Origin of the sequence: Sphaerisporangium krabiense, from assembly GCF_014200435.1 — a bacterium.
Taxonomy (GTDB): domain Bacteria; phylum Actinomycetota; class Actinomycetes; order Streptosporangiales; family Streptosporangiaceae; genus Sphaerisporangium; species Sphaerisporangium krabiense.
Window position 1 is genome coordinate 5,259,406 of the sequence record NZ_JACHBR010000001.1, and the last position, 19,145, is coordinate 5,278,550.

The following is a 19,145-nucleotide window of genomic DNA, read 5'->3' on the forward strand; positions in this document are numbered from 1 at the left end:
CTGCGAAGGCGGAGAGAACAGAAGCCGGACATACATCAGCAGAAGGAAGAAAGACATGCGTAAGATCATTTTCTGGGTGCACACCTCGATCGACGGCCACATCGACGGCCCGAAGGGTGAATTCGACTGGCCCGTGATGGGCGAGGAGCTGTCGGCGTACTCCGAGGCGCTGAGCGACCGTTGCGACACCTTCCTGTACGGGCGCGGCGTCTGGGAGGGCATGGCGGCCTTCTGGCCGAACGCCGAGTCGATGTCGGACCACCCGCACGTCCTGAAGTTCGCCCCTCTCTGGCGCGAAACGCCGAAGATCGTCTTTTCGAGGACGCTGAAGGAGGCCCACTGGGCCACCCGGATCATCGGCGACGACCTCGCCGAGCAGGTCGCCGAGCTCAAGCGGCAGGACGGCAAGGACCTGCTGCTCACCGGCGGCTCCGGCCTGGCCGCCGCGCTGACCGACCACGGCCAGATCGACGAGTACCACATCGCGGTGCACCCGGTCGTGCTCGGCGGTGGCCGGCCGCTGTTCGTCCCGCGCGACGAGCGCCTGGGGCTGCGGCTGACCGAGTCGCGCACCTGCGATTCTCAGGTGGTGGTGATGCGGTACGACCGCGTCTAGCGGAGTGTGGCCGGGACCGCTCGGCAAGACGAGCGCCGACCCCGCCACGGCCCCCTACGCACCCACGTTGTACCGCCGCGCCGTTACCGTGTCTACGGCGCCGCCCGGTACGAGACACCACGGAGGACACCATGACCACCATGCCGAGTGACCCGGCCGCCGCGCTGCCCGGCCGTCCGCCCATCGTGGACCTGGCCACCTGGCAGGCCGCCCGTGACGAGCTTCTGGTCCGCGAGAAGGCCCACACCCGCGAGGGCGACGCCATCGCCGCGGCCCGCCGCCGGCTGCCGATGGTGGAGTTCGACGGCACGGTGGAGGTCGTCGGACCCGACGGGCCGGTCCCGTTCCTGGACCTGTTCCAGGGCCGCGAGGAGCTCGTGGTCTACAAGCACATGTGGTACGACGGCGCGCCGCACCAGGGCCAGTGCGAGGGCTGCACCACCACGGCCTGGGCCGTGAACGACGCGGTCTACCTCAACGCCCGCGGCGTCTCGTTCGCCGTCCTGACCACGGGCCGTTGGGACGAGGTGGCCCCCTACGTCGGGTTCATGGGTTACACCCAGCCCTGGTACTCGGTACGCGACGTGGAGGAGCCGGTCGGCGGAGAGATGGGGTACATCGCCTCGTTCCTGCGCGACGGCGACCGTGCGTTCCTCACCTACTCCACGACAGGCCGGGGCAACGAGCCGGTCAGCGGGTTCCTGGGCCTGCTCGACATGACGCCCTACGGCCGCCGCGAGGCGTGGGAGGACAACCCCGAGGGCTGGCCCGAGGCCCCGCAGGTCGGCGCCCCGGTCGGCGGGCATGGCGCGCCGATCTGCTGGTACTGGCGCACGGGCGCCGACGGCGTCGCCACCTGGGGCCCCACCAGCCGCCCCGCGCCGCAGTGGACCCGCCCCGGCGTGACCCCCGAGGACGACCTCGGCCGGAACGGCCACCACCACTGACGCGCCGACATCGACGGCCGGGCGCTCAGGTGAGGGGCGGGGCCTTCCTGGCCGAACCGCGGTATTCCTCCACGGTGTAGCGCCTGTCGCTCTCGTCCAGCTTGGCGTGTGCCGCCTCCAGGAGGTCGATGTCCAAGGCGTCGGCCAGGCGGACCAGGTAGAGCAGCACGTCGCCGATCTCGGCACGCACCCGAGCCGCCGCCTCCGGATCGTCCATGACCGTGGACGATTCCGCGGGCGTCAGCCACTGGAACTCCGCGAGCAGCTCCCCGGCCTCACCGGCCAGCGCCATCACCAGATTCTTCGGCGTATGGAACCGCCCCCAGTCCCTGACCCGCACGAACTCCCGCAGCCGCTCGGCCAGCCCGTCAAGCTCACTCATGCGAGCACGCTACCGGTACGACCGAATCACCTGATCAAGAAAAGGATGAAGGTGGCCAGGGCCAGGGCGAGGTAGGTGGCGGGGAAGGCGAGGTTGTGGAGGACGTGGGTGCGGAGGTGGACGGCTACCGCGCCGATGAAGAAGAGGACGAGGCCGGTGGCGGCGGCAGGGCCGATCAAAGGGAGGCCCAGCAGACCGAGGAGGAGGCCCGCGGCGCCGGCGGCTTTCAGGGCGGCGAGGAGAGGGATGAGGCGGTGGGGGACTCCTACCTCGGCCGAGTTCGCGAGGACGAACTCGGCTCGGCGGAAGTCGGCCACGGCTATTCCGGCGTTGGCGATGATCGTGATGATGGTGACGATCACGTAGGCGGTGTGCATTCGTCCGTTCCCCCGTGCGGAGCCGACAGGTCATCCCTGATGACGTCGCCGCCGCGGGAAAGGTGACCGGGGGAGGAGCGGACGCGCGCCTGTGCCGCGTCTCAGCTTGCCGAGGGCGCGGGTGAGGGGCGGGTCCTGAGGCGGGTCACAGCTTGCCGAGGGCCCGCGCGAGGATGGTGGCGGAGGTGGCGACGGTCTTGTCGTCGTAGGGGGCGTCGGCGGCGTGGCGGCTGGTGTAGATGGCCATGATCAAGGGTGCGCCGCCCGGCGGGTGGGCGATGGCGATGTCGTTGGCGGAGCCGTAGGACGAGGATGAGCCCGTCTTGTCGCCGACCAGCCAGGTTTCGGGGAGGCCGGCGCGGATGCGGGTGTCGCCGGTCTTGTTCGCGCGGAGCCAGGCGTTCAGGCGGGCGCGGTCCCGGGGATCGAGTGCGTGACGACCGGCGGGGCCAGGCGGGGGTGCGGTGGTGAGTTCTCGCAGGGTGCCGGCCATGGCGGCGGGGGTGGTGGTGTCCCGCTTCTCTCCGGGGCGCCACTCGTTGAGCTCGGTCTCCCGTCGGTCGAGGCGGGAGACCTTGTCGTCGAGCGCGCGGAAGTAGCGGGTCAGCCCGGCCGGTCCGCCGATCTGCTTCAGCAGCATGTTGGCCGCGGTGTTGTCGCTGCGGGTGAGGGCGGCCTCGCACAGCCGGGCGACGGTCAGGCCGTCCTTCACGTGCTTCTCGGTGACCGGCGAGTTCGGCTTCACCTCGGCTCGCGTCCAGTGGACGACCCGGTTCATGAGGCCGGGGTCGGACGTGCGGGCCTTGTCCAGGACGGCCGCGGCGGCCGTCGCCTTGAAGGTGGACAGCATGGGAAACCGTTCGCCGGAGCGGTGGGCGAACGTCCTGCCGGTGGCCGTGTCGATGGCGTACGCGCCGATGCGGCCCTTGAACGACTTCTCCAGCGCGCGCAGGCGGCGGCGGGCGTCGGCCTCGCGGGAGGGGGCCTGAGGGTCTTCGCGGACGGACGGCGCAACCGCGGCCGTTCCGGGCGGCGTGGTCCCGGCCGTTCCGCGCGGGGCGGTCGTGGCGGGCGTCCGGGGTGTCGCCGAGGCCGAGGGCGTCCCGCAGGCGGCGCCTGGCAGCAGGAGGGAGATCGCCAGGCCGGTCGCCTTGAGGGCCGCGGCGACGCGGCGGGGTGACGGGTCTCGCATTTCACTTCCTTCGCTCTCGATCGACGGAGTGAAAGAAGGACATCAGACCGAAATGGAGACCGTCCAATATCGACGGCGGTCGATCATTGATATCGGTCTCCGTATCGGCACTGTTCAGGGCACGGTTTCATGGCCTGTGCCGCAGGGATTTCCCGGTCGGGTCCCCGGCTCGTCCGCCGGTCGTGACCTCCCGCCGATGCGGTACCCCGCCGGTCCGGTGTTCCGGCGGGCGCGGGAGAAAGGTGGCCGTGCGCGCCCGCCGGAGTTCGCTAGCGGGTCTTGGCCGCGAGGCTTTCGGTCGGGAAGGGGGTGAAGGGAAGCCGGGTGAGGGTCGTCGGGGTGGAGGGGCCGCAGAGGGCTTGGAGGATGTGGGTGCCGAGGGCCAGGTCGATCGGGTGTTCCTCGACGTTCCCGTTCTCGTCGATGCGCTGGTACTTCATGAGGTTGATGCCGAGCGAGACCTGGCGCGCGCCGTCGGGGCTGGACAGGGAGAAGGTGCCCGCGCCGAACACGGCGCCGTCGTGGCCCCAGAACTGGCCGCAGGGCATGTTCTGCGCGTAGATGCCGAGGCCGTAGCGGATGACCACGTTGCCGTTCTCGTCGGTGACCGGGACGGTGCGCTGCATCTCGGCCAGTTCGCGCTGTCCGAGCAGGTGGCCGCTGAGCAGCGTCCGGTAGAAGGTGTTGAGGTCGCTCATCGTGGAGACGACGGCGCCGGCCGTGGAGTACCAGGAGCCGTCGTAGACGCTGTAGTCGCGCGGCGGGTCGATCAGGCCGTAGAGCGACTCGTACATCTTGGAGTGCGGCCCCGGGATGAACGGGGTGCGGGGGATCACGGTGTCCTTCAGCCCCGCCTTGCGGATGACCTCGCGCGTGATGTACGTCGCGGCGTCGGTGCCGGTGACCTTCTCCAGCAGGAGGCCCGCGATGACGTAGTTGGTGTTGGAGTACGACCAGACCTTGCCCGGCTCGCCGGTCGCCGGGGCATTGAGGCCGATCCGCGCCAGTTCCTCGGGACGGGCGGTGCGGAACCGGTTCTCGTCGAGGCTCGCCGGGGATCCTTGTGCGAGAGAGGGGAACGCGCCGAGGATGTAGTCCCCGATGCCGCTGGTGTGGTTCAGCAGCATGCGGACCGTGACGGCCTGGCCGCGCGGGCCGGGCACCAGGTCGGGCAGGTAGCGCCCGATCGGCGCGTCCAGGTCGACCCGGCCGCGGGCGACCTGCTGGAGCACGGCGACGGCCGTGAAGGTCTTGGAGATGCTGCCCACCCGTTGCAGCATGCCGGGGGTTACCGGCCGTTTCGTCCGGACGTCCGCGACCCCGGCCGCGCCCTGCCATCGTTCCCGCGTGTCGCGCACGCTGGAGTAGGTGCCGTACATGCCGGCGTCGACGACCGCGCCGAGCGTCCTGGCGAGGGCCTGCCGGTCGAGCGCGGTACCGGCGGGCGCGGTCCGGGGGGGCAAGGTCTGCGCGGTCGCGGGTGGCGCGGTGACCGCGGTCCAGGTTAAGAGCGCGGTGCCGGCGCCGAGTACGGCGGTGACCGCCTTGCGGAGGGAGAAGCGAGCGAACGCCATCGCGGGTGTTCCTCCTGTGATCCGGATTGGTTGCGTCGCTTCGAGCCTCGCAACCGTTCGCGGGCCGCTCCTCCTCTTCGGGACGGATCTTTGACATCGTCCTTCGTCGTACCGTGAGCTGAATGGTCAGCCGGATAGACCCCGGTGGACGGGGCGTAATGTCGGTTCCGCCGCGTTCCGCTGACGGAAAAACCAGAGGAGCCGCTGACAGGTGCTGCTATAGCCTGACCCGAGTGACTTCGTCCTCTAGTCGTGCCGGGGTCGCCGGGGTGGACCCGTGCTGAGCCGGTTGTTGCGCACCCACCTACGGCCCCACGCGGCGGCGCTGACCGCCGTCGTCGTCTTCCAGCTCATCGGCACCATCGCCGCGCTGTACCTGCCCAGCCTCAACGCCGACATCATCGACCAGGGCGTGGCCAGGGGCGACACCGGTTACATCCTGACCGCGGGCGGCTGGATGCTCGCCGTCTCGCTGCTGCAGATCGCCTGCTCGATCGCGGCGGTCTACTACGGGGCCAGGGTGGCGGCCGGGTTCGGGCGTGACGTGCGGTCGGCGGTGTTCCACCGGGTGGTCGGGTTCTCGACCCGTGAGGTGTCGCAGTTCGGGGCGCCGAGCCTGATCACGCGGACCACCAACGACGTGCAGCAGGTGCAGATGCTCGTCGTGATGACGTGCACCATGCTCGTCTCCGCGCCCATCATGGGGTTCGGCGGCGTCATCATGGCGCTGCACCAGGACGTCGGCCTGTCCTGGCTGATGCTGGTGTGCGTCCCGGTGCTGCTCGCCTCGATCGGGCTCATCGTCGTCCGCATGGTGCCGCAGTTCCGCGCCATGCAGACCCGCATCGACGCGGTCAACCGCGTGCTGCGCGAGCAGCTCACCGGCATCCGGGTCGTGCGGGCCTTCGTCAGGGAACGCGAGGAGACCCGCAGGTTCGCCGAGGCCAACGACGCGCTGACCGGGACGGCGCTGCGCGTCGGCCGGCTCACCACGCTCATCTTCCCGACCGTGATGCTGATCCTGAACGCCTCCAGCGTCGCGGTCCTGTGGTTCGGCGCGGCCCGGGTGGACAGCGGCGAGATGCAGGTCGGCGCGCTCACCGCGTTCCTCATGTACCTGATGCAGATCCTCACCGCGATGATGATGGCCACGTTCATCTCCATCATGATCCCGCGCGCCGCCGTCTGCGCCGAGCGCATCGTCGAGGTGCTGGACACCGAGTCCTCCGTGCGCGCCGCCGAGCGTCCCGTGACGGAAGGGCGCACGCGGGGCGAGCTGGAGTTGCGCGACGTCGGGTTCCGGTACCCGGGGGCGGAGGCGTCCGTCCTGTCGGGCATCTCCTTCCGCGTCGCGGCGGGCACCACCACCGCGATCATCGGCAGCACCGGCTCGGGCAAGTCCACGCTGATCTCCCTGGTGCCGCGGCTGTTCGACGTCACCTCCGGCGTGGTGCTGGTGGACGGCGTTGACGTCCGCGAGCTGGAGCCGCAGACGCTGTGGACGCGCATCGGCCTGGTGCCGCAGAAGCCGTACCTGTTCAGCGGCACCGTGGCGAGCAACCTGCGGTACGGCAACCCCGACGCCACCGACGAGGAGCTGTGGGAGGCGCTGGAGGTCGCGCAGGCCCGCGACTTCGTCGAGGAGATGCCGGAAGGGCTGGAGGCCCCGATCGCGCAGGGCGGCACCAACGTGTCCGGCGGGCAGCGGCAACGCCTGTCCATCGCCCGCGCGCTGGTCAGCCGGCCCGAGATCTACCTGTTCGACGACGCGTTCTCGGCGCTCGACCTGGCCACCGACGCCCGGCTGCGGGCCGCGCTGCGCCCGCACACGGCCGAGGCCGCCGTCGTCATCGTCGGCCAGCGGGTGTCCACCATCGCCGACGCCGACCAGATCATCGTCCTGGACGACGGCGTCATCGTCGGGACCGGGACGCACGAGCACCTGCTGGACACCTGTCCGACCTACGTCGAGATCGTGGAGTCCCAGATGACCGCGGAGACCGCCGCGTGAGCCGGATCCGGGAAGAGGGGGCACAATGAGCGACCGGACCGTGGCGCCCGCGCGTCCGAGGCCGCCCGCGGGCGGCGGCCCGTTCGGGCGGGGGCCCTTCGGGGGCGGGATGCCCGCGGAGAAGTCGATGGACTTCGGGCCGTCCGCGCGGCGGCTGATCCGCCGGTTGGACCCCGAGCGCCCGCGGATCCTCGCGGTGATCGCGCTCGCCGTGGCCGGCGTGGCGTTCTCCGTCATCGGGCCGAAGATCCTCGGCCACGCGACCGACCTGATCTTCAGCGGCATCGTGAGCAGGCAGTTCCCCGCGGGGACGACCGCCGAGCAGGCCGTCGCGGCCGCACGGGCCTCGGGCAACGGCAATCTCGCGGACATGCTCGCCCGCATGCACCTCGTCCCCGGCCACGGCATCGACTTCGCGGCGCTCGGGACCACCCTGGCGTGGGCGCTCGGCCTGTACGTGGCGGCGTCGGCGTTCATGTGGTTGCAGGGCTACCTGCTCAACGACGTGACCCAGCGGACGGTGTACCGGCTGCGGGCGGAGGTCGAGGACAAGCTCAACCGGCTGCCGCTGAAGTTCTTCGACGGCCAGCCGCGCGGCGAGCTGCTCAGCCGCGTCACCAACGACATCGACAACGTCTCCCAGACCCTGCAGCAGACGCTGAGCCAGCTGCTGACCTCGCTGCTGACCGTCGTCGGCGTGCTCGCCACGATGATCTTCATCTCGCCGCTGCTCGCGGTCATCGCCCTGGTCACCATCCCCGTCTCGATGGTCGTCACCAGCATGATCGCCAAGCGGTCGCAGAAGCTGTTCGTCGCCCAGTGGGCGCACACCGGCTCCCTGAACGCCCACATCGAGGAGGCGTTCACCGGCCACGAGCTGGTCAAGGTGTTCGGGCGCGGCCCCGAGGTCGAGGAGGTCTTCCGGCAGCGCAACGAGGAGCTCTACAAGGCGGGCTTCGGCGCGCAGTTCATCTCCGGCGTCGTCATGCCGACGATGATGTTCATCGGGAACCTCAACTACGTCGCCATCGCCGTCGTCGGCGGCCTGCGCGTCGCCACCGGGGCGATGAGCCTCGGCGACGTCCAGGCGTTCATCCAGTACTCCCGCCAGTTCACCCAGCCGCTCACCCAGGTCGCCTCGATGACGAACCTGCTGCAGTCGGGCGTGGCGTCGGCCGAGCGGGTCTTCGAGCTGCTGGACGCCGAGGAGCAGACCCCCGACCCGGCCGAGCCCGCGCTCCCCGCCGCCCGCCGCGGGCGCGTGGAGTTCGAGAACGTGTCCTTCCGGTACGACCCCGAGCGGCCCCTCATCGAGGACCTGTCGCTGGTCGCCGAGCCGGGGCACACCATCGCGATCGTCGGCCCGACGGGCGCGGGCAAGACGACGCTGGTCAACCTCGTCATGCGCTTCTACGAGCTGGACGCCGGGCGCATCACCCTGGACGGCGTCGACATCACCGCCATGCGCCGCGAGGACCTGCGGGGGAGCATCGGCATGGTGCTCCAGGACACCTGGCTGTTCGGCGGCACCATCCGCGACAACATCGCCTACGGCGACCCCACGGCCACCGACGAGCAGATCCACGCCGCGGCCAGGGCCACCTACGTCGACCGGTTCGTCCGCACCCTGCCGGACGGCTACGACACCGTGATCGACGAGGAGGGCGGCAACGTCAGCGCGGGCGAGAAGCAGCTCATCACCATCGCGCGCGCCTTCCTCGCCGACCCGTCGCTGCTCATCCTGGACGAGGCCACCAGCTCGGTCGACACCCGCACCGAGGTCCTGGTGCAGCACGCCATGGCCGCGTTGCGCGCCGACCGGACCAGCTTCGTCATCGCCCACCGGCTCTCCACGATCCGGGACGCCGACCTGATCCTCGTCATGGAGGCCGGGCGCATCGTCGAGCACGGCACCCACACCGAGCTCCTCGCCGCCCAGGGCGCCTACCACCGCCTGTACGCCTCCCAGTTCGCCGGAGCCCTCACGGGGGACCCCGCGCCAGCCGGGGGGTGACAGGTTCTCAGAAGCCGGGATAGGCGTCCGGGTCGGCCTGGCCGGTGGTGAGCCAGGCCGTCAGGTCGTCCGCCAGCGCCGTGATGGTGTCGCGGCCCTCCAGCCGCGACACCCAGCGCCGGGGGAGCGCGGCCTCGCCGTGCAGCGCGCCGAGGATGTTGCCGCAGATGGCGCCGGTCGAGTCGCTGTCGCCTGAGTGGTTGACGGCGAGCAGCAGCGCGCGCTCGGCGTCGGCCTCGTGCGCCAGCGCGCAGTAGACGGCGATCGCGAGCGCCTCCTCGGCCACCCACGCGCCGCCGAGCCGCTCCACCGCCTCGGGCGTGGGGTCGCCCTTGGCGGCCAGCTTGACGGCGGCGTCGAGCGCGGCGGTCGTCTCGGCGTTCGACGGCTGCTCCGCCAGCAGGGCGAGCGTGTCCCGCAGTGCCCCGGCGAGCGTGCCGCCGTAGGCGATGGAGGAGACCAGGGCGGCGAAGGCGCCCGCGGCGAGATAGCCGGTGGGGTGGCCGTGGGTGATCTGCGCGCACGCGGCGGCCAGCCCGAACGCCCGGCGGGGATCGCGGAACGCCAGGCCGAACGGCGCCGACCGCATGACGGTGCCGCAGCCCTTGGAGTCGGGGTTCACCGCGCCCGGCGTCCCCGGCGCGGCCGGCGCGCCGAGGTCCTGCCCGAGGCCCGACAGGCAGGCGTTGCCCGGCGCGCGCTGGTCGTACAACCACGCCTGCTCGCGCAGCCGCCCGCTGCGCACCCGGCCGTCGGCGGGAGGCGGCGCGCCGAACCGCTGGGTGTCCAGCCAGCGCAGGTAGGCGTCACGCACGACGCTCACCTCGCCGTCCGGATCCCCGGCGGCCCGGTCCCGGGCGCGGACGCCGGCGCGGATCAGTCCTTCCACCGTGAACAGCGTCATCTGGGTGTCGTCGGTGATCAGCCCCGCCCGTCCCCGCCGGTCGGGGACGAAGTCCGTGATGCCGCCACGCCCGTGCGCCGCCCGGATGCCCGCGATGGAGTCGAACTCGATCGGCGCGCCCAGCGCGTCCCCCACCGCCCCGCCGATCAGACAGCCGCGCACCCGGCCGCCGAACTCCAGCCCGCCGACCATGTTCACCATGCCCGCCACGATGATCCCCTCTCCGCCGGATAGAGCGACCGTAGCGGGATCGGGGGACGCATGTGACCGGTCCGGCGGCGGGGGCCGGCCTCAGCGGGACGGAGCGGGGATCCTGCCGATGCCGAGGGTGTTGGAGGACGGGAGCAGGCCCGACTCCAGGGCGGAGATCAGCAGGGGCATGAGGAGCTTGGCGAGCCGCTCGCAGCGCTCGGCGCCGAGGGCGCGCCACGGGGCGAAGGCCAGGTCGTCGGTGATCCGCTCGATCGACTCGCGCAGCTCGCGGCAGCGCTCGGTCGCGGCGCCGTCGCCGTCCAGCAGGCCGCGGGCGGCGAGCCGTTCGCACGCGGCGGCCCACTCCTCGTCCGTCCACCCCCGGCTCGCGAAGGTCTCCACCGGCGCGGCGCCGATCGCCGCGAAGGACACGAGCGCCTCGCAGGGGTCCAGGCCCGCGGTCAGCAGCGCCGCGACGTGCGCGTCGCCCCGGTGCTCGCGCAGCACGGCGATGGCCTGCCACAGCACCAGGTGCGGCTCGTCCGGCCACGGCTGGGCGGCGTTCGCGGCGGCGAGCGGGCGACCGGCGTGCGCGGCGGCCTCGGCGGCCTCCCGCAGCAGGCGCGCGGCCTCGGCGATCCCCGGGTCCCGGAGCCCTTCCTCGCCCAGCAGCGCCCGGTACATGCGGTCGACGGCGCGCGGCCGGGCCTCGAGAATCCGTGCCGGGGGCGCGACCGTCCAGGAGGCGGGGACGTGCTCGCCCACCATGCGCGGGCTGAAGCTGTAGAACGTGGACGCGACCAGCTCCGCGCCCGGCGCGCCGAGCGGCGCCGAGCGCCAGGCGAAGTAGCTCGGCCAGCGGCTCTCCACGTCGAAACCGAGCGCCGCCGCCTCGGCGAACACCTCGGGGGAGTACCAGAACGGCGCGTGCACGGGTTCGATCTGGTGCCACATCCGCCGTGCGAGACCGGGATCCTGGGTCATCCGATTTCAACCTTTCCTGCCAAGCACCCCTTCGGCCGCGGGGCGCCGCTCGACGTGCGCCTCCAGGGTGTGGCCTGGGCATGGTCCCGCGCCATGCCGTGCGGAACGGGCGGCGGGCGGTCCTGACCTCGGAAGGCACCTCATTTAAACAGCTCCGCTATCCAATGACCCCGCCGGGTACCGCACAGTGGCGCGCCGGTCGTATGACGCCACCACGGCCGGGCGGACGCGGAACGGCCTGAGCGGCAGGCGGCCGGGACGTCAGTTCGACGCGTTCGCGCGTTCGCGGGCCTGGCGGGTCTCGGCGGCGGTGTCCAGGAGGTAGCCGACGGTGCGCCGCGGCGCGCCGTCGCCGGCGGGGCGGTGACGGAGCAGGTCCTGCCGGACCTTTTCGCCCTCGCCGCGCAGCACCCGCAGCAGCAGCGCGTCCTTCTGGCTCGCGGGCAGGGCGGCGATCCAGGGCGCCTGGTCGACGGGCGTCTCGGCGGACGCGGCGACCGCGAGCAGGTCGGGGTCCAGGCGGAGGAACTCGGCCAGCGCCCGCTGCGGCTCGGTGAGCCGGTTCAGGCCGGACGGCACCGGAGGCTCGTGCTCGTCCTCGAAGTCCTCCTCGAACGCGTCCTCGTCCCGCTCCCAGGAGCCGACGGCCGCGAGCCAGGCCAGATAGAGGGGGCGCAGGTCGCCGGAGGCGAGCTCGGCGCGCACGCCCGTGACGGCGGAGGAGGACCCGCCGCCCGCCACGGTCCCGGCGGCCTTCCCCGGGTCGCCGGCGCGCGCGGTCCCGTTGACCAGGGCGGTCCCGTTCGCCGCGACGGCCCGGGTGTCGCCGTCCTGGCTGATGAGGTCGATGATGAGGTGGTCGCCGGAGGAGGAGACCCACGCGTCCACCTGGTCGTCGACCAGGTACGCCTCCACGGCGGGCAGGCCGGGCGCGTCCACGGGCAGGCGCAGCATCACCTCGCGGGTGCCCGCGCCGTCGGTGTAGAGGTGCGCGTCGTAGTAGCGCTCCAGCACCGCCGGGACGTCGCCGCCGAAGTCACCCGAGTCGTAGGAGTCGGCGAAGCGGGTCGCGGTGACCTCCGCGGTGGCCGACATGGCACGGACCTCCGCCTGTTCGTCCGGGGCGAGCGGGTGGTCCAGTGCGAGGAACTCGTAGTGCCGGTGATCGCTCATGAATGCCCGCCCGTCGGAGGTCGAAGAGAGGAGCGGCCGCCCGCCGTTCCGGGCCGCCGGTGGGTGATCGCCGTCGCGGCCGCCGCTCCGCTGTCCGGTACGGCCGGGTTGGTGCTGATCACGGGCGACGAGCATAGTAGAGGACGGCGCACGGCGTGCCGGGATCGGCGCGTCCCCGCCGCGTGCCTCCCGGGGCGGGACGGCGGGGGAGTGCCGGGACGGAACGGGAAGGTGGTCCGCATGGGCGGCGACGGTGGCGCGGGAAAGAGCGCCGAGGCCAAGGGGAAGGACGGGCGGCTCCGCAAGAAGGTCTACGAGGCCGAGCTGTTCCGCCTGCAGGGCGAGCTGGTCAAGCTGCAGGAATGGGTGCGGGCCGAGGGCGCGCGGCTGGTCGTGCTGTTCGAGGGCAGGGACGCGGCCGGCAAGGGCAGCGCGATCAAAAGGGTGACCGAGTACCTCAACCCGCGCGTCGCCCGGATCGTGGCGCTCCCGGTGCCGAGCGAACGCGAGCGCACCCAGTGGTACTTCCAGCGGTACATCCAAGAACTCCCGGCCGCCGGGGAGATCGTGCTGTTCGACCGGAGCTGGTACAACCGCGCCGGCGTGGAACGGGTGATGGGGTTCTGCACCCCCGAGGAGTACACGCGGTTCCTGCGCCAGTGCCCGCTGTTCGAGCGGCTGCTCGTGGAGGACGGCATCCTGCTGCGCAAGTACTGGTTCTCCGTCAGCGACGCCGAGCAGGAGCGCCGGTTCCGGTCGCGGCTGGAGGACCCCATGCGGCGGTGGAAGCTGTCCCCGATGGACATGGAGTCGATCACGCGCTGGGAGGACTACTCGCGGGCCAAGGACGAGATGCTGGTGCACACCGACATCCCGGAGGCGCCGTGGCACGAGGTCGAGAGCGAGGACAAGCGCAGCGCGCGGATCAACATGATCGCGCACCTGCTCGGCAGCGTGCCCTATCACGACGTGCAACGCCCGCCCCTGGAGCTCCCGCCGCGCCCGCCGTCGTCCGGCTACCGCCGCCTGCCGCGCAACGAACGCGGCCGCGTCCCCGACCACGCCGCCACCCTGCGCGCCCACGCCTGACACGTCCCGCCGAGCACTGACCTGAACCGGTCGACCCGGTCCGGTCGGGAGCGGGGAGGGGGAGGGGCCCGTATCGGCGGCCCAGCGAGCGCGCGGGCCGGCCCCGGTCGGCCGCGCGCCCGCGCCTGACGCCGTGTCGGCGCGGCCCACCGTCCATGCCGGAGTGGGACCGTCCGGGGGTCCAGGGCCGCGCCGGCCGTTGCCGGGAGGGGCGGCGGGGTGGGCACGGGCATGTTGGGCAAGGTTCTTAATTACGCAATATCGGGTTATCTCTACTGGTAGTCGGCACGCTCATCATTCGTCCCGTAGGCATCGAGAGGTGTACGGGGATGGCAGATGAGGATCGTCCGGCTGGCCAATTTCGTCGCCCCCCGGTCGGGCGGGCTGCGCACCGCGCTGAACGAGCTCGGATCCGGCTACCGGGCCGCCGGGCATGAACCGATCCTCGTGATCCCCGGCCCGGCGGCGGCCACGCGGGACACCCCGGCGGGCACCGTCATCACGATTCCCGGCCCGGTCGTCCCTGGCACGGGCGGATACCGGGTCCTCACCGCCCGCCGGCCGCTGCGGCGCCTGCTGGACGCGCTGCGTCCCGACCGGCTGGAGGTGTCCGACCGCACCACCCTGCGCTGGACCGGCCGCTGGGCGCGGTCGCGCGGCGTGCGCTCGGTCATGGTCTCGCACGAGAGCCTCGACGGCCTGCTGCGCCTGTTCGCCCCGGACGGGACGCCGGTCCGCCCGCTGGCCGACCGGCTCAACCGCGCCACGGCGGCGGACTTCGACGTCGTCGTCTGCACGACCGCGTGGGCGGCGGCCGAGTTCCGCCGGCTCGGCGTGCCCAACCTCGTCCAGGTGCCGCTCGGGGTGGACCTGGACCGCTTCCACCCGCGCCACCGCGACCCCGGGCCGCCCGGCGCACCGGGCGAACCGCTCATCGTCCACTGCAGCCGGCTGTCGGCGGAGAAGCGCCCGGACCGCCCGATCGACGCCCTCGCCGAGCTGCGCCGCAGGGGCGTCCCCGCCCGGCTCGTCGTCGCGGGGGACGGCCCCCGGCGCGCGGCGCTGCGGGCGCGGGCGGCGGGGCTGCCGGTGACGTTCCTCGGGCACGTCGCCGACCGCGACCGGATCGCCAGGCTCCTGGCCACCGCGGACGTGGTCGTCGCGCCGGGGCCGGTGGAGACGTTCGGCCTGGCCGCCCTGGAGGCCCTCGCCGCGGGCACGCCCGTCGTGGTGTCCCGGCACGGCGCGCTGCCCGAGGTGGTCGGCGACGCGGGCGCGGCCGTGGACGACGACCCGCGCGCGTACGCCGACGCGATCCAGGACCTGCTGGCCCGTGACGAGGGCGAGAGACGGCGGGCGGCGCGCCGCCGCGCGGAACGGTACGGCTGGCCGGCCGCGGTCGGCGGCTTCCTGGCCGCGCACGCGGTCCCGGACTCCCAGGGGGCGCGCCGATGACCGAGCCGATGACCGAGCCGATGACCGAGCCGATGACCGAGCCGATGACCGAGCCGATGACCGCACCGATGACCGCACCGGTGACCGCGCCGACGACCGCGCCGGTGACCGTGCGGCTCGTCGCGCTCGGCGACTCCGTCACCGTCGGGATGGGCGACCCGGCACCCGGGGGAGGCTGGCGCGGGTGGGCGGCCCTGCTCGCCGGATCGCTGCCCGGGACGGTCGAGTTCACCAACCTCGCCGACCTCGGCGCGACGGCGCGCGACCTCGCGTCCGGCCAGCTCCCGAGGGCCCTCGACCTGCGGCCGACGCTGGCCACGGTGCTCGCGGGCGTCAACGACACGCTGCGCGGCTCCTTCGACCTGGCCGTCATCGCCGGCGCCCTGGAACGCGTCGTCGCGGGGCTGCGCGGCACGGGCGCGACCGTCCTCACCGCCCGCCTGCCCGACCCCGGGCTCATGCTCGGCATCCCGGACTTCGTGCGCCGCCCGCTCACGCGCCGCGTGCACGGCGTGAACGCCGTCCTGGACCACCTGGCCGGCGCGTACGGGACCGTCCACGTCGACCTCGGCTCGCACCCGTCGCTGTACGAACGGCGCATGTGGGGGGTGGACAGGCTGCACCCGAGCGAGCGCGGGCACCGGCTGCTGGCCCGCCTGTTCGCGGCCGGGCTGGCCGAGCACGGTCACGCCGGCATCACGCCGCCGAGCCCCGAGCCGGCCGGGCGCGAGCCGTCGGCGTGGGCGAGCGCGCGGTGGATGGCCGTCGAGGGCACCGGGTGGGTCGTGCGCAGGTCCCGGGACTTCCTCCCTCAGTTCTGCGGGCTCGTCGCCAGCGAGGCGTGGCACGAGATCCGCGGCAGGACCGGGACGCTGGACGACCTGCTCCGCTCGGAGCTGGACGCCGTGCTGCGGCGCCTCGGCCCGCCCGGAGGCGCGCCCGCCGCCGCCTCCGGCGCGTGACCCCGTGCCTCCCGCCCCCGGCGCCGTGCGCGAGTGCGCGTCGCCCCGTCGCGTGCCGTCCGACGTTCGAGAGAAGTGAGGCCATGAGAGTCGCCATCGTCTCCGAGTCGTTCCTCCCTCAGGTCAACGGCGTGACGAACTCGCTGTGCCGTCTCCTGGACCACCTCGCGGAGCAGGGGCACGACGCGATGGTCGTGGCGCCGAACCCCGGCCCGAGGACGTACGCCGGGTTCCCCGTGCACGCGACGCCCGCCTTCCGGCTGCTGCCGTTCTACCGGTCGTTCCGCGTGGGCCTGCCGAGCCGCGTCATCCACCGGTCGATGGCGGAGTTCAAACCCGACGTCGTCCACCTGGCCTCGCCGACGGTGGTCGGCGCCGCGGGGTTGACGGCGGCGCTGCGGCTCGGCGTGCCCGCGGTCGCGGTGTTCCAGACCGACCTGGCCGGGTTCGCGCGCCAGTACGGCCTGCGCGGCACCGACGCGCTGATCTGGTCCTGGCTGCGGCACGTCCACGCGCGGGCCGCGCTCACCCTGGCGCCCTCGACGGCGACGATGCGCGAGCTGCGCGCACACGGCGTCCCGCGGGTGTCGCTGTGGGGGAGGGGCGTGGACCTGGACCTGTTCCACCCGCGCCACCGCTCGCCGGAGCTGCGGCGTGAGCTCGCCCCGGACGGCGAGGTCGTCGTCGGGTACGTCGGGCGGCTGGCCGCCGACAAGCGCGTGCACCTGCTCGCCGAGCTGGCCGGCCTGCCCGGCGTCCGGCTCGTGGTCGTCGGGGACGGCCCGGCCGAGCGCCGGCTGCGCGCCCTGCTGCCGGGCGCGGTGTTCTGCGGCCTGCGGACCGGGACCGACCTCGCGCGCGTCCTCGCCTCGTTCGACGTCTTCGTGCACACCGGGAGGAACGAGACCTACTGCCAGGCCGTCCAGGAGGCGCTGGCCGCCGGGGTGCCCGTGGTCGCGGCGGCGGCGGGCGGACCGCTCGACCTGGTGACGCCGGGCGAGAACGGCCTGCTGTTCCCGCCGGACGACCCCGCGGCGATGCGCGCCGCCGTCGCGAGGCTGGCGGGGGACGCCGCGCTCCGCCGCCGGATGGGCCTCGCGGCCCGCGCGTCGGTGCTCGGCCGGAGCTGGACGTCGCTGTGCCACCGGCTGTTCGGGTACTACCAGGCGGTGGTGGGCGAGCCCGCCACGGTCCCCGCCGCGTGGCCGGCGGGGACCGGCGGCGGTCAGCGGAACGCGTCGGCGTGGTCGGCCGCCCACTGGAGGTAGGAGGTGGCGGGGCGGCCGGTGACCTGCTCCACGGTCGGGGTGACCGGCTCGGGCGAAGCGGCCATCGCGGCCTGGCCGGCGAGGATCGCGTCCGCCATCTCCGCCGGATACCCGCGCGCGAGAATCCCCCGCCGCACCTCCTCCGCGGGCGTCTCCACCCACCGGACCGGACGGCCGATCGCCGTGCCGATGGCGGCGACCTGCTCGATCTGCGTCAGCGTCCGCGGCCCGGTCAGCACGTGCGCGGCGCCGGCGTGCCCGTCGTCGAGCAGCGCGCGCACCCCCACCGCGGCGATGTCGCGCTCGTGGATGAGCGAGCGCCCCGCGTTCCCGTACACCCAGCGGACGGTCCCGGTCGTGCGGATCTGCTCGGCCCACTGCAGGGTGTTGACGGCGAACCCGGACGGGCGCAGGAACGTCCAGGCCGCGCCCGAGGCCGCGATGAGGCGCTCCATGCGGGCGTGCGAGCCGAGGATGAACCCCTGGGACTCCTCCGGCGCGTCCGACACGCCGCGCGCGGACAGGTAGACGATGTGGCCGGCCGCCCCGGCGAGTGTCTCGACGGCGGCGGGCGCGGCGTGGTCGCCCGACACCGTGGGCCAGACCAGGAACACCCCGTCCACGCCGTCCAGGGCCGCCTTCAGGGAGTCGGGCTCGGTCAGGTCGCCGCCGACGGCCTCGGCGCCGTCGGGCAGGCGCGCGGCCGCCGGGTCGCGGGTCAGCGCGCGGACGCGCGCGCCCGCCTCCAGCAGCAGCGTGACGGCGTGGCGGCCGACGTTGCCCGTGGCACCCGTGACCAGGAACGTCGAGGACATCCTGTCTCCCCTCATCGGTGGACGTACGGCCGCCATCGTGAAACATCAACCTATGTTGAGGTCAAATGGTGCGACCTGACAGGTCTGGCGCTCCAGGAGGTCGGCGCAGCGGGGGTTCTCGTGTACGCGGGCCTTATCCCGAGCAGGGACAATGATCTGGTGGGCGTAAGGGAGCGTGAGGCCGTCGTGCGCGGGGCCGCGGAGACGCGGCGCCGGCGGGCACGAGTGGGCCCGGATCCGCGGATGCGATCGATGCCTGTGGGTATCAACACGTATCAGCAAACGTGGGTGAAAATGGCCATAGAGGGCGCTTGCCGCCAGTCGAGGACGGGGTGAACGTGGTCACCGAAGACACCAAGAGGCCCGCCAAGAGCGACAAGCGTAAGAAGGGCTCGTTCTGGCGTGAGCTGCCCGTTCTGGTGATCGCCGCCCTGCTGATGGCGCTGACGATCAAGACGTTCCTCGTGCAGGCGTTCTACATTCCCTCGGGGTCGATGGAGAACACGCTGCTCCTGAACGACCGGGTCCTGGTCAACAAGCTCGTCTACCACACCCGCGACGTCGAGCGCGGCGACGTCATCGTGTTCTCCGGCGTGGACTCCTGGAAGGGCGAGGTCGACGTCCCGCCGCCGTCCAACGTGGCCGAGTCCGTCCTGCGCTGGATCGGCACCGCCTTCGGCGTGACGCCCGGCGAGAAGGACTACATCAAGCGCGTGATCGGCGTCGGCGGCGACACGGTGAAGTGCTGCGACGACAAGGGGCGCGTCACGGTCAACGGCGTGCCGCTCGAGGAGGAGTCCTACCTCTACCCCGGCAACGCGCCCTCGGACAAGACCTTCGAGGTCAAGGTGCAGCCCGGCCGCCTGTGGGTGATGGGCGACCACCGGGAGATCTCCTACGACTCGCGCTCCCACCAGGGCGACAAGGGCGACGGCGCGATCCCCGTGGACACGGTCGTGGGCCGCGCGTTCATCATCGTGTGGCCGTTCTCGCGGCTGACCACGATCCCCATCCCGGACACCTTCGCCCAGCCCGCGCTCAGCGCCGTCGCCGCGCTCGGCGGGGCCACGCCGCTGGTCGGCGGCTTCGCCTGCGCGATGCCGCTGATGTGGTGGCGCAGGCGCCTGCTGGCCAAGCCCTACCACGACCGGCGCTCCGGCCTGGCGGCCCCCGTCCGCGACCTCTGACCG

At 72.8% G+C, this 19,145-nt stretch carries 17 protein-coding genes; 9 read left to right on the forward strand and 8 right to left on the reverse strand.

Translation table 11 applies throughout. The annotated features are described in order from the left end of the window. Window positions 1-55: 55 nt before the first annotated feature. On the forward strand, window positions 56-616 hold the full coding sequence (locus BJ981_RS23095; RefSeq protein ID WP_184613655.1) for a dihydrofolate reductase family protein: 561 nt from the start codon (window positions 56-58) through the stop codon (window positions 614-616). Window positions 617-747: 131 nt separating this feature from the next. Further along, the gene (locus tag BJ981_RS23100; RefSeq protein ID WP_184613657.1) at window positions 748-1,563 is read left to right on the forward strand and encodes a DUF899 family protein; all 816 of its coding nucleotides are present in this window, start codon (window positions 748-750) and stop codon (window positions 1,561-1,563) included. Between the two features lie 25 nt (window positions 1,564-1,588). Here the strand turns inward: BJ981_RS23100 and BJ981_RS23105 are convergent, their stop codons facing one another. The 4 genes from BJ981_RS23105 to BJ981_RS23120 form a co-directional block, all read right to left on the reverse strand. Further along, entirely contained in the window at window positions 1,589-1,945 is a 357-nt protein-coding gene (locus BJ981_RS23105) for a nucleotide pyrophosphohydrolase (RefSeq protein WP_184613659.1), read from the reverse strand. Window positions 1,946-1,971: 26 nt separating this feature from the next. Continuing rightward, entirely contained in the window at window positions 1,972-2,322 is a 351-nt protein-coding gene (locus tag BJ981_RS23110) for a DoxX family protein (RefSeq protein WP_184613661.1), read from the reverse strand. A gap of 145 nt (window positions 2,323-2,467) precedes the next feature. Then, a complete protein-coding gene (gene bla / locus BJ981_RS23115) occupies window positions 2,468-3,514 on the reverse strand; it encodes a class A beta-lactamase (protein WP_184613663.1) in 1,047 nt (348 codons plus the stop codon). A gap of 269 nt (window positions 3,515-3,783) precedes the next feature. Further along, window positions 3,784-5,088, reverse strand: a complete 1,305-nt coding sequence (locus BJ981_RS23120; RefSeq protein ID WP_184613665.1) for a serine hydrolase domain-containing protein — start codon at window positions 5,086-5,088, stop codon at window positions 3,784-3,786. Window positions 5,089-5,365: 277 nt separating this feature from the next. Here BJ981_RS23120 and BJ981_RS23125 point away from each other — a divergent pair, with 277 nt between their 5' ends. Beyond that, window positions 5,366-7,099 (forward strand): ABC transporter ATP-binding protein, encoded by a 1,734-nt coding sequence (locus BJ981_RS23125; RefSeq protein WP_184613667.1) that lies wholly within the window; start codon window positions 5,366-5,368, stop codon window positions 7,097-7,099. A 25-nt stretch (window positions 7,100-7,124) separates the two neighbouring features. Further along, complete coding sequence (locus BJ981_RS23130; RefSeq protein WP_184613669.1) at window positions 7,125-9,113, forward strand: ABC transporter ATP-binding protein; 1,989 nt, start codon at window positions 7,125-7,127, stop codon at window positions 9,111-9,113. A gap of 7 nt (window positions 9,114-9,120) precedes the next feature. Here the strand turns inward: BJ981_RS23130 and BJ981_RS23135 are convergent, their stop codons facing one another. The 3 genes from BJ981_RS23135 to BJ981_RS23145 all read right to left on the reverse strand — a co-directional run bounded on the left by BJ981_RS23135 (window position 9,121) and on the right by BJ981_RS23145 (window position 12,366). Beyond that, window positions 9,121-10,218 carry an ADP-ribosylglycohydrolase family protein gene (locus tag BJ981_RS23135; protein WP_184616337.1) on the reverse strand — a complete coding sequence of 366 codons (1,098 nt, stop codon included), beginning with the start codon at window positions 10,216-10,218 and terminating at the stop codon, window positions 9,121-9,123. A 90-nt stretch (window positions 10,219-10,308) separates the two neighbouring features. Next, window positions 10,309-11,193 carry an SCO6745 family protein gene (locus BJ981_RS23140; protein WP_184613671.1) on the reverse strand — a complete coding sequence of 295 codons (885 nt, stop codon included), beginning with the start codon at window positions 11,191-11,193 and terminating at the stop codon, window positions 10,309-10,311. 261 nt (window positions 11,194-11,454) lie between these two features. After that, window positions 11,455-12,366, reverse strand: a complete 912-nt coding sequence (locus BJ981_RS23145; protein ID WP_184613673.1) for a hypothetical protein — start codon at window positions 12,364-12,366, stop codon at window positions 11,455-11,457. Between the two features lie 240 nt (window positions 12,367-12,606). Here BJ981_RS23145 and ppk2 point away from each other — a divergent pair, with 240 nt between their 5' ends. From ppk2 to BJ981_RS23165, 4 genes are all read left to right on the forward strand, one after another. After that, window positions 12,607-13,455: a polyphosphate kinase 2 gene (gene ppk2 / locus BJ981_RS23150; RefSeq protein ID WP_184613675.1), complete on the forward strand. Its 849-nt coding sequence runs from the start codon at window positions 12,607-12,609 to the stop codon at window positions 13,453-13,455. 336 nt (window positions 13,456-13,791) lie between these two features. Next, window positions 13,792-14,910 carry a glycosyltransferase gene (locus tag BJ981_RS23155; RefSeq protein WP_184613677.1) on the forward strand — a complete coding sequence of 373 codons (1,119 nt, stop codon included), beginning with the start codon at window positions 13,792-13,794 and terminating at the stop codon, window positions 14,908-14,910. Beyond that, entirely contained in the window at window positions 14,907-15,872 is a 966-nt protein-coding gene (locus tag BJ981_RS23160) for an SGNH/GDSL hydrolase family protein (RefSeq protein WP_184613680.1), read from the forward strand. Before BJ981_RS23155 ends, BJ981_RS23160 begins: the two co-directional genes overlap by 4 nt. Before the next feature lie 83 nt (window positions 15,873-15,955). After that, window positions 15,956-17,140, forward strand: coding sequence for a glycosyltransferase family 4 protein (locus BJ981_RS23165; RefSeq protein ID WP_184613681.1), 1,185 nt, complete (start codon window positions 15,956-15,958; stop codon window positions 17,138-17,140). Here the strand turns inward: BJ981_RS23165 and BJ981_RS23170 are convergent. Continuing rightward, window positions 17,098-17,955 (reverse strand): NAD(P)H-binding protein, encoded by an 858-nt coding sequence (locus tag BJ981_RS23170; RefSeq protein ID WP_184613683.1) that lies wholly within the window; start codon window positions 17,953-17,955, stop codon window positions 17,098-17,100. The two genes, BJ981_RS23165 and BJ981_RS23170, sit on opposite strands and share 43 nt — an antisense overlap. A 338-nt stretch (window positions 17,956-18,293) precedes the next feature. On the opposite strand from BJ981_RS23170, the gene lepB reads away from it, so the two are divergent. After that, window positions 18,294-19,142: a signal peptidase I gene (gene lepB / locus BJ981_RS23175; protein ID WP_372436882.1), complete on the forward strand. Its 849-nt coding sequence runs from the start codon at window positions 18,294-18,296 to the stop codon at window positions 19,140-19,142. Window positions 19,143-19,145 lie beyond the last annotated feature (3 nt).

Bases quoted from the DNA above. Each gene is read 5' to 3' on its own strand.
- BJ981_RS23095 (WP_184613655.1), top strand. From the start codon at position 56: ATGCGTAAGATCATTTTCTGGGTGCACACCTCGATCGACGGCCACATC.
- BJ981_RS23100 (WP_184613657.1), top strand. From the start codon at position 748: ATGACCACCATGCCGAGTGACCCGGCCGCCGCGCTGCCCGGCCGTCCG.
- BJ981_RS23105 (WP_184613659.1), bottom strand. From the start codon at position 1,945: ATGAGTGAGCTTGACGGGCTGGCCGAGCGGCTGCGGGAGTTCGTGCGG.
- BJ981_RS23110 (WP_184613661.1), bottom strand. From the start codon at position 2,322: ATGCACACCGCCTACGTGATCGTCACCATCATCACGATCATCGCCAAC.
- bla (WP_184613663.1), bottom strand. From the start codon at position 3,514: ATGCGAGACCCGTCACCCCGCCGCGTCGCCGCGGCCCTCAAGGCGACC.
- BJ981_RS23120 (WP_184613665.1), bottom strand. From the start codon at position 5,088: ATGGCGTTCGCTCGCTTCTCCCTCCGCAAGGCGGTCACCGCCGTACTC.
- BJ981_RS23130 (WP_184613669.1), top strand. From the start codon at position 7,125: ATGAGCGACCGGACCGTGGCGCCCGCGCGTCCGAGGCCGCCCGCGGGC.
- BJ981_RS23135 (WP_184616337.1), bottom strand. From the start codon at position 10,218: ATGGTGAACATGGTCGGCGGGCTGGAGTTCGGCGGCCGGGTGCGCGGC.
- BJ981_RS23140 (WP_184613671.1), bottom strand. From the start codon at position 11,193: ATGACCCAGGATCCCGGTCTCGCACGGCGGATGTGGCACCAGATCGAA.
- BJ981_RS23145 (WP_184613673.1), bottom strand. From the start codon at position 12,366: ATGAGCGATCACCGGCACTACGAGTTCCTCGCACTGGACCACCCGCTC.
- ppk2 (WP_184613675.1), top strand. From the start codon at position 12,607: ATGGGCGGCGACGGTGGCGCGGGAAAGAGCGCCGAGGCCAAGGGGAAG.
- BJ981_RS23155 (WP_184613677.1), top strand. From the start codon at position 13,792: ATGAGGATCGTCCGGCTGGCCAATTTCGTCGCCCCCCGGTCGGGCGGG.
- BJ981_RS23160 (WP_184613680.1), top strand. From the start codon at position 14,907: ATGACCGAGCCGATGACCGAGCCGATGACCGAGCCGATGACCGAGCCG.
- BJ981_RS23165 (WP_184613681.1), top strand. From the start codon at position 15,956: ATGAGAGTCGCCATCGTCTCCGAGTCGTTCCTCCCTCAGGTCAACGGC.
- BJ981_RS23170 (WP_184613683.1), bottom strand. From the start codon at position 17,955: ATGTCCTCGACGTTCCTGGTCACGGGTGCCACGGGCAACGTCGGCCGC.